Annotated in this window: 15 protein-coding genes and 1 pseudogene; 2 read left to right on the top strand and 14 right to left on the bottom strand. The window is 36.0% G+C overall.

Going from position 1 to position 15818, the window contains the following annotated elements; all coding sequences use genetic code 11:
• Positions 1 to 129: 129 nt before the first annotated feature.
• The 3 genes and pseudogenes from CD003_RS21515 to CD003_RS21865 all read right to left on the bottom strand — a co-directional run bounded on the left by CD003_RS21515 (position 130) and on the right by CD003_RS21865 (position 900).
• Entirely contained in the window at positions 130 to 279 is a 150-nt protein-coding gene (locus CD003_RS21515) for a small, acid-soluble spore protein L (protein ID WP_142302869.1), read from the bottom strand.
• Between the two features lie 220 nt (positions 280 to 499).
• A pseudogene (locus CD003_RS22300) lies at positions 500 to 611 on the bottom strand (methyl-accepting chemotaxis protein); the annotation flags it as partial.
• A gap of 124 nt (positions 612 to 735) precedes the next feature.
• The gene (locus CD003_RS21865; RefSeq protein ID WP_179295519.1) at positions 736 to 900 is read right to left on the bottom strand and encodes a hypothetical protein; all 165 of its coding nucleotides are present in this window, start codon (positions 898 to 900) and stop codon (positions 736 to 738) included.
• 167 nt (positions 901 to 1067) lie between these two features.
• Between CD003_RS21865 and CD003_RS10550 the strand changes: the two genes are divergently transcribed.
• Positions 1068 to 2204 (top strand): zinc-dependent alcohol dehydrogenase, encoded by a 1137-nt coding sequence (locus CD003_RS10550; protein WP_096201080.1) that lies wholly within the window; start codon positions 1068 to 1070, stop codon positions 2202 to 2204.
• Between the two features lie 53 nt (positions 2205 to 2257).
• On the opposite strand, the gene CD003_RS10555 is transcribed toward CD003_RS10550, so the two are convergent.
• The 9 genes from CD003_RS10555 to CD003_RS10595 all read right to left on the bottom strand — a co-directional run bounded on the left by CD003_RS10555 (position 2258) and on the right by CD003_RS10595 (position 13998).
• Positions 2258 to 3742 (bottom strand): N-acetylmuramoyl-L-alanine amidase, encoded by a 1485-nt coding sequence (locus CD003_RS10555; protein ID WP_179295520.1) that lies wholly within the window; start codon positions 3740 to 3742, stop codon positions 2258 to 2260.
• 172 nt (positions 3743 to 3914) lie between these two features.
• Positions 3915 to 4301 (bottom strand): spore coat protein, encoded by a 387-nt coding sequence (locus tag CD003_RS10560; RefSeq protein WP_096201082.1) that lies wholly within the window; start codon positions 4299 to 4301, stop codon positions 3915 to 3917.
• Positions 4302 to 4460: 159 nt separating this feature from the next.
• Positions 4461 to 6635: a sensor domain-containing protein gene (locus CD003_RS10565; RefSeq protein ID WP_179295521.1), complete on the bottom strand. Its 2175-nt coding sequence runs from the start codon at positions 6633 to 6635 to the stop codon at positions 4461 to 4463.
• A 113-nt stretch (positions 6636 to 6748) separates the two neighbouring features.
• Positions 6749 to 7414, bottom strand: a complete 666-nt coding sequence (locus CD003_RS10570) for a LutC/YkgG family protein (RefSeq protein WP_096201084.1) — start codon at positions 7412 to 7414, stop codon at positions 6749 to 6751.
• Positions 7411 to 8823 (bottom strand): LutB/LldF family L-lactate oxidation iron-sulfur protein, encoded by a 1413-nt coding sequence (locus tag CD003_RS10575; protein WP_096201085.1) that lies wholly within the window; start codon positions 8821 to 8823, stop codon positions 7411 to 7413. The genes CD003_RS10570 and CD003_RS10575 overlap by 4 nt, the downstream gene beginning before the upstream one ends.
• The gene (locus CD003_RS10580) at positions 8820 to 9548 is read right to left on the bottom strand and encodes a (Fe-S)-binding protein (protein WP_096201086.1); all 729 of its coding nucleotides are present in this window, start codon (positions 9546 to 9548) and stop codon (positions 8820 to 8822) included. Before CD003_RS10580 ends, CD003_RS10575 begins: the two co-directional genes overlap by 4 nt.
• A 190-nt stretch (positions 9549 to 9738) precedes the next feature.
• The gene (asnB, locus tag CD003_RS10585) at positions 9739 to 11586 is read right to left on the bottom strand and encodes an asparagine synthase (glutamine-hydrolyzing) (RefSeq protein ID WP_096201087.1); all 1848 of its coding nucleotides are present in this window, start codon (positions 11584 to 11586) and stop codon (positions 9739 to 9741) included.
• A gap of 116 nt (positions 11587 to 11702) precedes the next feature.
• Positions 11703 to 12689 (bottom strand): class I SAM-dependent methyltransferase, encoded by a 987-nt coding sequence (locus CD003_RS10590; RefSeq protein WP_096201088.1) that lies wholly within the window; start codon positions 12687 to 12689, stop codon positions 11703 to 11705.
• Positions 12690 to 12702: 13 nt separating this feature from the next.
• Positions 12703 to 13998 (bottom strand): FAD-dependent oxidoreductase, encoded by a 1296-nt coding sequence (locus tag CD003_RS10595; protein WP_096201089.1) that lies wholly within the window; start codon positions 13996 to 13998, stop codon positions 12703 to 12705.
• Between the two features lie 263 nt (positions 13999 to 14261).
• On the opposite strand from CD003_RS10595, the gene CD003_RS10600 reads away from it, so the two are divergent.
• Entirely contained in the window at positions 14262 to 14441 is a 180-nt protein-coding gene (locus CD003_RS10600; RefSeq protein ID WP_096201090.1) for an H-type small acid-soluble spore protein, read from the top strand.
• 77 nt (positions 14442 to 14518) lie between these two features.
• Here CD003_RS10600 and CD003_RS10605 read toward each other — a convergent pair whose 3' ends face one another.
• A complete protein-coding gene (locus CD003_RS10605; RefSeq protein ID WP_096201091.1) occupies positions 14519 to 14989 on the bottom strand; it encodes a low molecular weight protein-tyrosine-phosphatase in 471 nt (156 codons plus the stop codon).
• Between the two features lie 99 nt (positions 14990 to 15088).
• Positions 15089 to 15667: a histidine phosphatase family protein gene (locus CD003_RS10610; RefSeq protein ID WP_179295522.1), complete on the bottom strand. Its 579-nt coding sequence runs from the start codon at positions 15665 to 15667 to the stop codon at positions 15089 to 15091.
• Positions 15668 to 15818: the final 151 nt, after the last annotated feature.

Genomic DNA, 15818 nt, shown 5'->3' on the forward strand with positions numbered 1-15818 from the left:
ATAGATAAATTAACCTTATCAAGTTTTAAGACACATATAAAGAATTAACCAAAATAAGTGCCTATTACCAACCATTGCTTAATTTAAATACATTCAGCAAATTGGTCGTAAGGCACTTATCAAAAAATACTATTTTGTATTCTTCTTCTTTGCAGCTTCTTCTCCTTGGCTGTAGACTTCACCTGCAAATTCATTATCAGGTGAATTACCTAATGGATTTACACTTTGAGCCCCTGGTACTTGAGGGTTCTTGTTTTGCTTACCTTGTCTTTTTGACATCGTCTCATTCACCTCCCATTATGTAGTTGTTTCCTTATCTTAACTTCTGATTCCATAAAAAAACAAAAATAATAAGAAATAAATTTTGAAACTACTGAAAAGGTCCAATATAGTGGGTTCAGGAAGCAGTAAAGACTGCTAGAAAAGTGAAAATCACACTTTTTCAGCAGCCTTGTAAATTTTTCTTTTTCATTAATATGGTAAACAATTTCATTACTCATCTTTTTCGAGTTTTCTGCTAATTTTCTAACTTCATTAGCTACAACAGCAAAGCCCTTTCCCTCATCCCCTGCACGTGCTGCTTCAATTGATGCATTTAGTGCAAGTAAGTTATTGTAAACATCATCTAATTTAGCATCTATGTAGTATTTCAATCGTTTTAATTCGACTTTCATTAGTCCCATAAAAAATAGCAACTAAAATTTCAGTTGCCATCTCATTACACATCTATTCAAATCAGTTATTTCTCGAAGCTGCGTCTCCTCGAAATTTTACAGCAAGTCCCACAACTACTAATGGCAATCCTAGCATAAATAGAGTTAAGTTTGTCGTAACACCGCTTAATAGTAAGCAAACGGCACCTAATCCTCCAAGCACTAACGTCAGAAATTTATAATCCATAGTATCAACTCCATCACATTCGTTTCTTTAATAGTACCATTGTTACTTCGATAAATCTTTAATTTTTTTGAATTTTCCAACTAATTTTTCGCCTACAGGTTTTGTAAAGGTATAAAAACGAGTTATTAACGCAATTTAATAAGAAAAAATCAGTTAGGAGAAATCAAATGAAAGCTGTTACTTATCAAGGTATTAAAGACGTAAAGGTAAAAGAAGTAGCTGATCCTAAAATAGGAAAAAAAGATGATATATTAGTACGTATTACAAGTACAGCGATTTGCGGATCTGATTTACACCTTGTTCACGGTATGATACCTCAATTTCCTGAGGATTATATTATCGGACATGAACCTATGGGAATCGTTGAAGACGTTGGGCCCGATGTGACAAAAGTTAAAAAGGGGGACCGTGTCATAATTCCTTTTAACATTGCTTGTGGAGAATGCTTTTTCTGTAAAAATGAGTTAGAAAGCCAATGTGACAATGCAAACCCTGATAATGAAGCTGGGGCATACTTTGGTTATTCAGGGCTTTATGGGGGATATCCTGGTGGCCAAGCCGAGCTATTACGAGTGCCATATGGTAACTTTGTACCTTACGTCGTTCCTGAAGATTGCGAATTGGAAGATGAAAAGCTTTTGTTTTTATCAGATATTATTCCAACTGCATGGTGGGGAATTGAGCAAGCAGAAGTTAAAGATGGAGATACCGTTATTATTTTAGGATGTGGACCTGTTGGACTACTTGCTCAGAAATTTGCTTGGATGAAAGGAGCAACGCGCGTAATTGCAGTAGATTACGTTCAGTATCGCCTTGAACATGCAAAAAGAACAAATAATGTTGAGGTATTTGACTTCACCCAATATAAGGCATTAGGCTCACATCTAAAGGAGATTACAAAAGGTGGAGCAGATGCAGTAATTGATTGCGTTGGCATGGATGGTAAAAAAACGGCAGTTGAAATGATTGAAACAGCTCTAAAACTGCAAGGTGGAGCAATGGGCGCCATTCAACTAGCCAGTCAATGTGTCCGCAAAGGTGGTATCGTAAGTATCCTTGGCGTATATGGATTGCGGTATAACATGTTCCCACTTGGAGATTTCTTCTCTAGAAATATAACACTGAAAATGGGACAAGCACCTGTTATTCATTTTTTACCCGATCTATATAAGAAAATTATTAAAGAAGAATTTGATCCAACTGATATTATCACACATAAACTACCTCTATCAGAAGCTGAACACGGATATGACATTTTTGATGAAAAGCATGATGACTGTATAAAGGTAGTATTGAAGCCATAAGAAAAAAGATACGTTAGAAGGGTGTTTCCTTGCTCTAACGTATCCTTTTCTTTTTATTTATAAAACTCAATTACTCCTTCAAAAATCGCCTCAGCTGCTTCTTTATGGAATTTCTCTGTAGACATTCTTTTCGCTTCTGCCTCATTTGTAATAAAGCCTAACTCAACTAATACACTTGGCATAGTTGTATGACGAATTACTTGAAAGTTTGCTTCTTTTACTCCACGATTATTTGTTTTTAATTTTTTTATTAGTTCTTTTTGTATTTTTTCAGCTAATTCTTTACTTTTTGTATTTGAGTGATTTCGATTCCAATAAGTTTCTGTACCATGAGCTGCTTGATTTCCAGCAGCATTGGCGTGAATACTTATAAAAGAATCTGCTTTTGCATTATTTGCTATTTCAACACGCCTAGACAATTCAATAAAAGTATCATTTGACCTTGTCATGACAATCTTTGCTCCTGCCTCTTCAAGCATTTTTTGAAGTTCTAGACCTGTACGTAATACAATCTCTTTTTCCATTACACCAAAAGCAGTTGCTCCTGGATCTTTACCCCCGTGACCTGGATCAACAACAATCGTTTTCCCAGCAAGCTTTCCATTAGTATTTTCATTCTTTTTGTCTGGTTCCTCAACCGTTCCTTCTTCAATCGCTAGAAACCCTCTATGTACATACGCATATGTATTGGCGTAAATAATTTTTGCCCAATCTCCTTGATGCTCTACTATATTTACTGTTGAACCTTTTCTTAAACTATCTATTATATCAAACTCAGTTCCTGGACCTTTTCTCACGTTTAAAGTTGTAGGCTGAACTTGTCCAATTGAAACAAGCTTATCAATTGAAGGAGACTCTATCGGCGATACTTCAGTTTTATCTTGAGTTACTTGTTTTGTACGGTTAATTGTAACTTCTTTCGTTGCCTGGTCCCAATGTACTTTAGCACCAAAAGATTCTGAGAAGTATCTAAGCGGTAATAATGTACTCGAATTCACTATAATAGGTTCTGGATTAACAGCTTTAGAAGTACCATTTACTAAAACTGTATTGCTGTTAATAGTAAATAAAATCTCTGTACCATTATCTTTCGCTAGTACTTGTCTCGTATTCCCTAACCATTGGACCTCAATACCTAACGCTTCTCCTAATACTCTAAATGGAACCATCAAACTATTATCCTTCAATAGGGGTTGTGTAGGTAAAACCATTTCCTCATTATTCACAAAAATTCTGTTTGATTGATTTGTAGACTGATTGTTTAATTGAATATGATCACTATGAACAAATGCATCTTGTGAGTTATATTTAATTTTATACCATTCACCATTTACTGCTTGTTCAATAATTTGCACTTTAAATTCCTTTGTTAATTTACCAAGTAATTCTCCGTTAGTAGAAGGTGCAGATCTAACATTGAGGATGTCTGCTTTTACAGTACCTTCTTGAAAAGATGATGAAACATATTGTGCTGGAAGTACGACTGATAGCGCAATTAAAAAGCTTAAGCCTAACAGCCAAAGTCTATGATACTTCATTTCAATTCCCCCTACCATTTTATAAACCGACATTTTTCCTTATTATAGCATTCATTCAGTAATAATGGATGTAACTTTTGTCATAAAGATACGAATAATGTCCCAGTTTTGGTGTGTGAATTACAAAGCCGCACAAGACTTAATTGTCTTTGTGCGACTCCCATCTTTTAACCTATAGGATATCTAGCTTTACTAATAGAGCTAATAATATTTGTAGCAACACTTGGATGTTTAAAGCTACCTGTGTGTCTGTTGTTGTAATATCAACTTTTTGTGAGTTTTCAATTACTATTTTTTGGTACGTTTCCTGTCTTATCTTTGACGATTGTAATAAATCTTGTGTAATTTGTTCTGCTTTTTCGCTACTAGCTACTGAAATGCTAATAACAATAGCAATCGCTGCTTGTAGCGATGCCTGAAGTGATAATGCTGCCTTAGTATCTGTTGTATTTACAGCAATGTCACATGAATCTTTAATGTGAATTAACTCATCTGATAATTGAATTTCTTTATTAAAATGTTCTGCACTTTGCTCAGCAAATACATTTCTGCTACTCATATTTAATTCCTCCTTTAGTCGGTCTACTTTAAACTATGTCAAAAGTACAGTACATGATTGGACAGACGCATAGGGCGAACGTTTATTTTTCTGGACACAAAAATAGAAGATGCCTCAGTTCATCGCTCCAGAGACACCTTCTTTACTTTATTTGCATTTCTAATTTGTTCGATAAGATTCTAAAAATAATTGAAACTCTTGATAATCAATTGGTTTCGAAATGTAATACCCCTGAATTTCATCACTTCCTTTTTCAGTTAGGTAGGAATATGCTTCCTCTGTTTCAACGCCTTCCACGACTGTTTTTATTTTCAACGCCTTTGCCATAGTAATAATCGCTGAAATAATTTCTTTGTCTTGATGGTCATTTTCGATATTTTCTACAAAAGAACGGTCGATCTTTAATTTATTTATACTAAATTTCTTTAAATAGCTTAATGAAGAATAACCAGCCCCAAAATCATCTAATGTAATCGTAATTCCTTCTTGCTGTAGCTGCTTCACTTTCTGGATACTCGCTTCAAAGTCATTCATAATATACGTTTCTGTAATTTCAAGCTCTAATAAATGAGACGGCAACTTTGTTTCGACTAATAGTTGTTTTATTTTCTCTACAAAATTAGGTAACTCAAATTGTAAAGATGAAATATTGACTGCAACCTTAAGCTCTACCCCATTATCATAAAGTCTTTTATTATCAAGACAAGCCCTACGTAAAACTACATCACCTAATCGATGAATCAATCCCGTTTCTTCTGCAATTGGTATAAAATCTAACGGAGGAATTAATCCTCTTTCAGGATGTTTCCAACGAACTAATGCTTCCATACCTTCTATTGCTCGTTTTTTCCCTGCTACTTTCGGTTGATAATAAACAAGAATTTGCTCATCTGTTTTTAATGCTTTCCTTAATTCGTGCTCAAGGGTTGAGTTCTCTTTAATATTTCTCTCTATTTGCTCATTATATAGGACAAACTGAATATCCTGTTGAATCTCTTTAGCTTCATACATAGCAAGTTCACTTTGCTTTACTAAGCTATCAATATCATTTGCATTATCGGGATATACACTAGCACCAATACTTGTAGAAAGGAAAAATTCATGATCATCAACTTGGAAGCTCTCTTTAAACAAATAATCAATACTTCTAGCGTATGTTGTCACGTCATTTTCATTTTGATAATCTACTAGAAAAATAAATTCATCCCCACCCCAATGATAAATATAGGAGATATTTGTTTTTTCCTGTAGCCTCTTTGCTACATCTTTTAACAGTTTGTCACCAACCGAATGACCAAAAGCATCATTTACATGCTTAAAGCGATTTAAGTCAATCATGTAGAGGAAAAATTTTCTTCTCGGATCCTTACAGAATGATTGAAAGTCCAAACACAATTTTTCCTTATTAGGTAGTCCTGTTAATGAGTTATGATAGGCTAAGTATTCAACAACCCTTTCAGATGCTTTTAGCTCCGTAATATCGTTAGCAGAACCGATTAATTCGACAACCTCTGTTCCACTTTCATTGTAGATAGGAGAAAGGATTGATATAAGATCATGGCCTTTATAATGAAAATGAAAGGAATGTTCTTCACCTTGAAAACACTTTTCATAGTTGTCAATTAGCTTGTCGGCAAACTCCGTTGTATATATATCATACGGTGTTTTTCCGTATGTATTTTCTGTCTGTAGATCTAGCTTCACAGCTAGTTTTCCCTCAAACATCGTATATACGAAATTACCAACTTCATCTTTTACGACTTTAAAAACAATATTATGGAGAGAGCGCATCGTACGTTTAAAGTCCCTTTCTAGCGCTTGGCGTAAATGAGTCTCTGTGTTATTTACACGTATAGAATAGAATCCTATTATATTTCCGTTACTATCCCGATATGGAATGATTGTTGTATTCAGCCAACAATGCTTCCCTTCTTTTGTCTTATTTTTTATTTCACCAGTCCAGACTTTCCCATTCAAAATTGTATGCCACACATTTCCGAAAAAAACTTTATCATGATAACCTGAATTTACTATATTATGACTACTTCCAATTAGCTCTTCCTCAGAAAAGTTAAACACTGAACAAAAGGCTTGATTTACATAAATAATAGTACCATCTAAATCAGTAGCAGAGATGACAAAAGAACGATCAATTGTCTCAGATAAGAGTTCATAATCTTGTGTGATTGCCTTTAATGAATCTCCTAAAGTAACTACATTTCTTATTAGCTCATTTACAGAGCGTTCATGCTCACAGTCTTGCTTTTCTATTAAAGAATATAGCTCTTTCACATAATGATATGGCTTATTCTTATAGATTTTATTGTGAAGCACTCTGTCCCCTCCCCCCATGAACTATTACTTCTATTATAAACTATATGAAACTAAAAGTTATAAGATTTTGATTTTTCTAATAATTTTATTTTCCATTCTTAGTTCACTACAAATCACTTTAGAATTAAAGCATAATAATGCTTTGGTCCATGAACCCCAATTGTTAAATTTGATTCAATATCCGCACTTTTACTTGGTCCTGTAATAAAATTCAAAGAAGAGGTAGCCCGTTCTCGAATCAACGGAAATCCTTCTCCCATTCTCGTAATAAGCTGTTCAGCTTTGACCACAACAATATAAATAGGAGGCAACAGGCTAACTGATCTTCCTTTTCTTCCATCAGATAGTAGCGCAACTGTTCCAGTATTTGCTATTGCAAAGTCTGCTGTCGTTATTCCAACCTCACAATACTTTGCTATGTTTATATTTTCCTCTTTTGTTTTCTGTTGATTCCATATATGTATCTCAGCTTTTCCTTGTGTAACTTCTTCCACTTTTATTTCATTAAGCAATGGGTCATCCCACTGTATAATCGACGTTGCCTTGTGCACTTCTAGAATATCCTTTATGTAGTGTCTAGCCTCTTCCTTATTAGCAACAGAGTATGCATTCCCGCCGACTTCCTTTACATTTTTTATAAATAAAGCGACTTTTTCTTCAGTTGTTTGAATCGAATCTTTATAATAAGAAGGTGCACCTTGTTCATAGGTAGCTACAGTACTTTCTTCGGTTCTCCCTAATTGGTTTCTTATCTGCTGAAAAAATCTTTCCTTCTTCATAGCTTACCTCCTGACTCTTTCCATCTATCTCTAAATGATTTCTTTACTGCCGGGAACGATTTTGATTCAGTCCAATTTTTTAAAAAAGGTAGATTATCTTTAAACTCTTCATTAGTAAGGAATGGCCTTTGCATCATAAAACCTGATTTTGTACTTAAATTATAAAGAGTAGGTGAACTAAATGTCTTCCCGTAAATCTGAAAGGCTAACTTTTCTACTGGAGATACATATCCTTTTTCTACATTCCGATGTCTGAGTTTTACTAGCATATCATGGAGTGGTATTTTCACTGGACAGGCTTCATGACATGCACCACATAAACTAGAAGCATACGATAATTCAGCAGCTGCTTTTGAGTCTTCATTTAATAAAGGTGTTAGAACCGCCCCAATTGGTCCATTGTATACTGACCCATAAGAATGCCCTCCTACTTGACGATACACTGGACATGCATTAATACACGCTCCACAACGAATACAGTTCAATATTTCCTTAAATTCAGGATCATTCAATTGCTTCGACCGTCCATTATCCAAAATTATTACATGCATCTCTTTAGGGGCATCAACATCTCCTTCTTGCTTCGGGCTTAAAATTGACACACCAGTGGAAATCTTTTGTCCTGATGCGCTTCTCGTTAACAAATTAAGTACGACTTCAAAATCGTCCCATGTAGGTACAATTCGCTCCATACCCATTAAAACAATATGTGTGTCTGGAAGAGTAGTAACCATTCTTCCATTCCCTTCATTTGTTACAAGTGAGATCGCTCCCGCTTCTGCAATCGCAAAATTACAACCCGTAATCCCAATATCCGCTTCTAAAAACTTATCCCTAATAACCTTCCTTGCAAAAGCAACCAAATCAGGTGGATTAGCAGGAATTTCTTCATTACTTATATTTGAAAAGAGTTCTGCCACCTGCTCCTTCGTTTTGTGAATCGAAGGGCCAATGAGATGAGAAGGATGCTCATTTGCGAGCTGAATTATGTATTCTCCTAAATCTGTTTCGACAACTTCCACACCATCTTGTTCTAACGCTGTATTTAACTGTATTTCCTCAGTGACCATTGACTTTGCTTTCACCACTAATTTCCCATTTTTACTTTTTACAATTTGTAATACTTGCTCTACTGCTTCCTTTGCATCCTTTGCAAAATAAGCTTGTCCACCTTGCTTTTCAAATTTATCAACAAATTGAGCTAAATAAACATCTAAATGATCAATCGTATGGCTCCGAATATGACTACCTCTCGTGCGCCACTCTTCCCAATTTCCAAACTCCTCTGCTGCATGAAGCTTTCGATTCTTCAACCCTTCCGTTGCAGTCGCAACTGCCTTTCTGACACTCTTATCCTTTAATTCCTCTTGCACTCGTTCCTTCATTGAATTCTCATAGTATAGTGTCATGTCCTCACCCCTTCATCCAAAACTTGAGCAATATGCATGATTCCCATTTCTTGTCCAAGTCGATTCATTCTTCCACCGATATTCATTAAACAGCCCATATCAGCACTTACTAGAACCTCAGCATCTGTTGATAGTACATGCTCTACCTTTTCATTCACCATTGCCACTGAGATATCCGGCATTTTCATTGCAAATGTCCCACCGAACCCGCAGCAATCATAGCTATAAGGTAATTCTACTAGCTCTACACCACTTACATTTTTTAGTAGAGTAATCGGCTCATCCTTAACACCCAATAGTCGTGACATATGACAAGAAGAATGATATGTCACTTTCTTTTCAAATCTAGCACCAATATCATCAACCTTTAAAACGTTAACTAAAAATTGAGTAAACTCATATGTACGATTGATTAAATCATTCGCTCTCTCTTGCCAAACTGGCTCATCCTTAAACAATTCAGGATAATAATGATGAACCATTCCTGTACAAGACCCTGAAGGAAGGATGACATATTCACTGTTTTCGAATACCTCAATTGTATGTTTCGCCACATCAATCGCTTCTTTCTTGTAACCACTATTAAAAGCAGGCTGTCCACAGCATGTTTGTCCCGCTGGAAAGTCCACCTCTACATCTAACTTGTTTAACACTCTAACAACACTTTCTCCTACCTCTGGAAACATGTTATCTGCAAGACATGTTATAAATAATGATACTTTCATTATTTTCCTCTCCCTCTATTAACTTACATTATTATACAATTATAATGAATAAGTTCCTTTTTTATCTAGTATTTGCTACCATCCTTATAAAATAGTATAGAATATTCTGAGAAATAATTATATGTAAAAAGGGAATTTTTTTATCATGTTAAACAAAACGCCTACTCGAAAGTAGACGTTCTAATAATCATTATCTTTTTATTTCCACATTATATTCCTTCAACCAATGATCCATTTGGATGAAGTGTGCTAAAAGTTGTGGTCCTGTCATGAGCTGCCCAAACCATGGAGTTTTAAATGATTGCCCTCCACTTTCGGCAATTTCACGCATACGGTTTCGGTCGATTAATTCAAATAATAGTGAATCCTTTTGATTTAGAATAGTAAGCATTTCTGACTTTACTAGATTCGTGTAATGAGGATTGTGTGTTTTGGGATATGGACTTTTTTTACGATATAGGACTTCGTTTGGTACGATTCCCTCTAACGCTTTACGTAAAATCCCTTTTTCCATCCCATCTAGTTGTTTCATCTCCCAGGGAATATTCCACACATATTCGACGAGACGGTGATCAGCAAATGGTACACGTACCTCTAAGCTCGCTCCCATACTCATACGGTCTTTTCTATCTAGCAATGTGGTCATAAACCAGATGATATTTAAATAGGATATTTCTCTTCTTCTTGCCTCTTCCTTATTGTCATTCTCAAATCGTGGAGTTTCTTCAATCGTTTCTCGGTAGCGCTCGTGAACATACGATTTAAGGTTTAAACGCTTCTGCCACTTATCATTTAAAAGTTGCTCTCTTTCTTCCGTTGAACGCATCCAAGGGAACCCATCCGTATACATGACAGCTGGGTCATGAAACCAAGGATATCCTCCAAAAATCTCATCTGCACATTCCCCTGAAAGACTGACAGTCACATCATTTTTAACTTGCTTACAGAACCAAAGGAGAGAAGAATCAATATCGGCCATCCCTGGTAAATCACGCATATTGACAGCTTCCTTTAAATATCCGGCTAAATCATCCATTGATATGACATGATTAGTATGAACTGTTTTTAAGGCATCTGATACTTTTTTAATCCACGGACCGTCTGAGTTAGGTTGAAAGTCATTTGCTTTAAAATATTTGTCATTATCAGCGTAATCAACAGAATACGTTCTCAAATCTCCTCTATTTTCTTTTTCAAACACACTAGATGCTATTGCAGTTAATGCGCTTGAATCAATTCCCCCAGACAAAAATGTACCAACTGGCACATCAGAAACTAGCTGACGTTTTACTGTATCTGTTAGTAGCTCACGAACATGTTCAGCTGTCTCATCTACACTGTAGGGATGCTCTTTACTTTTTAGTGTCCAGTAGCGAGTGATTTTTGCTCCATTTCTATCGTATAGCATTGCATGTGCTGGTCGTAACTCGTTGATTCCATCAAATACTCCATGACCTGGAGAACGTGATGGGCCTAAGCCTAATACTTCAGAAAGTCCTGATTCATCGACGACTGGTTTGATATCTCTATGTGCCAACAGTGCCTTTAACTCCGATGCAAATATTAATCGACCATACTGAACTGTATAAAAGAGCGGTTTTACACCTAGTCTATCTCTTGCTACTAGGAGACTTTCATCATGTTCTCCCCAAATTGCAAAAGCAAAAATACCATTTAATTTCTCTAAACAGCTGAACCCCCACTCAATATATGCAGTTAAAAGTACTTCTGTATCTGAATGACCTTCAAAGCGGTAGCCTCTCTGTAATAACTCGGTACGTAGGTCTTCCGTGTTGTATAATTCTCCATTGTAAACTATTGTATATTCTCGGTTTCCAACTTTACGTGACATTGGCTGTATGCCGCCTTCTGGATCAACAACCACTAACCTTGTATGCCCTAGAGCTACGTGATTCGATGACCAAATATTCATATCATCCGGTCCACGTCGTGATAGCGTCTGTGCCATCTTCTTTACTTCACGCTCTTCTTTCCTCATATTTCGTTGCCAATCAATCCATCCTGTAATACCGCACATCTATATCACCCCTTATGGGAAATTATTTTAGTTAATAGGCGTTTAGCCATATCCCATTCTATTCAGGGGTGGTTGTTTGTGTGTTTTATTTTTATTTTCTTACAATAGTAAGCGCTTTATTTTTGAAATGCATAGCTATACCAGCCACCTTCAGGAATAGCTGACCATCTCTTCCGAAGATGAAAACCTTGTTTCTCGGCCATACTAATTAACTCTTTTTCAGTTGGTAGTGGAAACATATTTTTATGGGCTGACATAAAGCTATTAAAGGCGGCTGAAAAAGCGTTTCTTCCCTTTGACTTATTTATTGGTGTTGTAACGATAACATAGCCACTTTCATCTATGACTTGTGCCATTTTTTCAAATAATAGGTGTCTATCGGAGAGAGAAAAGTAGTAAATAAGATTATTTACTAATACTAATTCCACTTGATATTCCTCTACCTCCATATCTCTTATATCACCCTTTAGTACCTCTACGTTACAATTACTCAACCTTTCTTTTGCTTTTTCAGCAACATGAGCATCTGCTTCAATCCCAATAAGATCCATATTCGGACTTTTTCTATAAAGACGTTGAAGGTAGCCTCCATATCCACAGCCTAAGTCCATTACCGATGTTATGTTATTTTTCTTAATCAAACGATGTATTTTAGGAAAAATAAGTTTTTCTAATATCGTCGACGTTTCTGCCACCATTCCACTATAACTATTATTTTCATAACTGGTTTGCTCCGGTTCCTTTAACAAGTTTTGACAGGATAATAGAGTTGGAATGTGAAGCTCTAGCATTTCCTTTACTAATGAACCAACCTCTTTTGGGCTACTAGCTGTAAAATAGGTTAGCATCTCTTTTGTTGCCTTTATTTTACCAGCCCTTTTTTTCTTTAAATGGCCAATTGCTAAGCCTACCTCTACCCAGCGTTGTAATAACAGAGGAGCTAAACCATGTTCCTTTGCTACATCTTCTGGTTTATCTCCTCTTGAAAAATACTCAAACAAATGCATCGTAAACCCAATATAAGCATGCCATGTTGGCAAGAATGGTTCGTTCTTCTTCATCCATTTTCTTGCTTTTAATAATCTCTTCCATTCGCTTAACACTCTAACACTCCTCTCATGACCCTAACCAAGGATAATCTTCTTCTTTCTGAAAATAATAACGCTTTTGTTTTTCTACAATCTGGCTATTCTTTTTGTATAAAAAATCTGTTGGAGATATATTTGATAGTCCTAGTCCTGAAATATTCATTACTTGCTTAAAGTGAAGGAGTGAATTTTTCTCTAGCATAGAAAGCCCTTTTATCCTTACCTTTTGCCAAATCGAGTGAGGATAGGAATAGGCTAGTCCTCCATAGTAACTTAACTTTGATAAGTATTCGGCTCTCGGCTTTCGAACCTTCTCAAACCAATGTAATTCTCTAGCGTCTAACCTTTCTGTTTTGTGCATCCAAATTAATAACTCTCCTAAAACATCACTATCTTGTACCGCTAGGTTCATCCCTTCTCCGGCCATCGGATGGACTGTATGAGCAGCATCTCCGATAATTATTTGATTACCATTTGTATAGGAGTTCATTGTAAAATGGGCTGGAATCATAAGCTGTATTTGTTTCCAGTTTTTCACCTTATCAACATAGCCTTTCATTTCTGGCATGATTTGATGATAGGCTTCATGAAACTTATGAATCCCTTCTTTCCTCCACCTTCTCCACGTGTCTGGAGCTATTTTCAACACTGTTCGTACTTTCTCATCCGGTAATAGAAATAAACCTAAAAAATCACTTTCCGTTCCATATATAACGGACTCTGTTAGCTCAGGAGGTCGCTGGAAAGACACTGTTAAGAATTGATGATTATGGTGGTACTCCTTCTTCTTTACGTTCCAATGCTTTCTTACTCGAGAGCCTCGCCCATCTGCACCAATGATAAATTCTCCTTTTACTTCCCTTTCTCCACTTTTCGTTTTTATCCGGACAACTTTCTGCTCCTCTATCAAACCAACATACTCTGCTGGCTGACACAGCTCAAAGGAAGAATACTCTTTTGCTTTGTCATACAAAAGCTGTCTAATTTGTTCATGAGGTACCATCATCGCATAATGATACGGATGATCAAGAATATCGTATCTCATCTTTCCTGTATAAATTTCTTCACTTTTACTGTTACTTGTTTTGAGCTCTTTTATCCGAACATGAGGAATTCTTTTTCCAAGTATGTCCAATTTATTTCCTACCCCTATACTTTCAAATATTTGTAGACTTTTTGGTTGAAGTAGCTCTCCTTTATATAGCGGATACTCACCTTCTACCTTCTCTACAAGAAGCACAGAAATATTATGTGGTACAAGCTTTAATGCCAACGTTAGTCCCGCAACACCCCCACCTATAATCACCACTTGATAATGTTTCATCTTTGACACCAACTTTTTTAAGATTTATTTCTCTTTTCCCGGTATCTTTTTATAAAAACATTAGTTAATTCTAATACAGGTAATCTATAAGAGCATGTTCAAAAAGTAGTAGCAATGGCTTCGCACGCTGTGCTCCTTGCTTCGAGTTTGTTCAAAAAGGTAAAATCCGACCTTTTTGAACAAACTCTATAAGGAATAATTTTGGCAGAACTGCTCAAAATGAAGATATGTTTTATGAAGATACGAATCGAGGTGACAAAAAAATGAATTCACAACGCGCACAAGAAATTGTAGAATCAATGAAGGAAGTTGAAGTTCTTTTCAATGGAACTCCTGTATGGATTCAACACGTGGACAAAGAAAAAGATACCGCACGAGTATACAAAGAACAAAATCCTGATGATGAAATGACTGTTCCTGTTGAACAGCTTGTCGAACATTAGATAGAAGAATGAATTTTGAAATCAAAAGAGGCTGATTAAGAGGAGCAACTCCTCTTAATCAGCCTCTTATAATTCTTTTACAACCCTTCACGTTCACGTATATGTACGAGTAAGTTCCCACAGCTTTCATCAACTAATTTATAAACTTCATCAAAGTTACCAGTATAATAAGGATCTGGAACATCAGCCGTTTCGTTTTCGAGTAAGAAATCAAGAAGCCTAGCAACCTCTCCAGTCTCGTTGTTTCCCGCCAAACGGTGCAAGTTCGCTAAATTGTCAGCGTCCATCGCGATAATATATTTGAATGACTGCAAATCTTCATTCTTTACTTGCCTCGCCTTCATTCCACTATAATCAATTGTATACCTATCAAGAATATCTCGTGTTCCTTCATGAGGTGGTTTGCCTATATGCCAATCCCCGGTTCCCGCTGAATCAATAAAAATTTTACTTTCTAATCCCACACTTTTTACTTTTTTCCTAAAAATCGCTTCTGCCATTGGGGAGCGACAAATGTTCCCTAAACAAACGAATAACACACGTATCATTTCTATACCCTCTCTTTTTAACATCGTCTTTTCCAAAATAATAGCCTAAACTCGTTTGCTATTCAACATCTATAAAATGAACAGAAGCTTTTCATACAGTTAATTTCTTTTAATAGGCTCAAATATATATGTTGTTTTTCCTAAGTATCGATAATCAGCTTGGTCTTTTCTTCTCCATCCTCTTGTTATTAACTTTTTACCTACTATATGGTTAAAAAAACCATGCCCTATAACGACAATTGATGAGCTTTCCTGTAGTTTGTTCATTAACTTTGATACTGCTATTTCAGCTCTCTTATTTGTTTGTTGTCGAGATTCACCATTCCCTGAGTAGCCTAACATCCAAAGAAAGCGACAGAATACGGTCCAATATTTCGGCTTCATTTTTATCCATTTTAACTTCAAAGGAATTGGAATTTCTGCTTCACGAAAGGTTTGATCGCTTACATACCTTTCTAACCCTATCATCTTAGCAGTTTCCATTGCACGATTTCGATCACTCGTAATGATATAGCTATCTTGTTCCACTAAAAGTCTAAGTTCGGCTGATAAGTCTTGATTCTCTTCAATTCCGGCTTGGTCATATTCCTTCACCCATTCCTTAAAATCCTTTACTACCATTTTATTTTCCATTGGACAATTCGTTTTTCCGTGACGAATTAGGATAATTTCAATCATCATCACTTCCTCAATTCTAGTTATCATACTATTCTATGAGGAGTTGACTATCCCTGTTCAAACAGACAAAATTCAATCCTTTTTTTCTTACTTTTATATTAAAAAAGCCCTTCTCTGAGGTGACTCTCGAGAGAAGGGCTACGTTTTCTAT

Source organism: Bacillus sp. FJAT-45350, from assembly GCF_002335805.1.
In the GTDB taxonomy this organism is placed as follows: domain Bacteria; phylum Bacillota; class Bacilli; order Bacillales; family NISU01; genus FJAT-45350.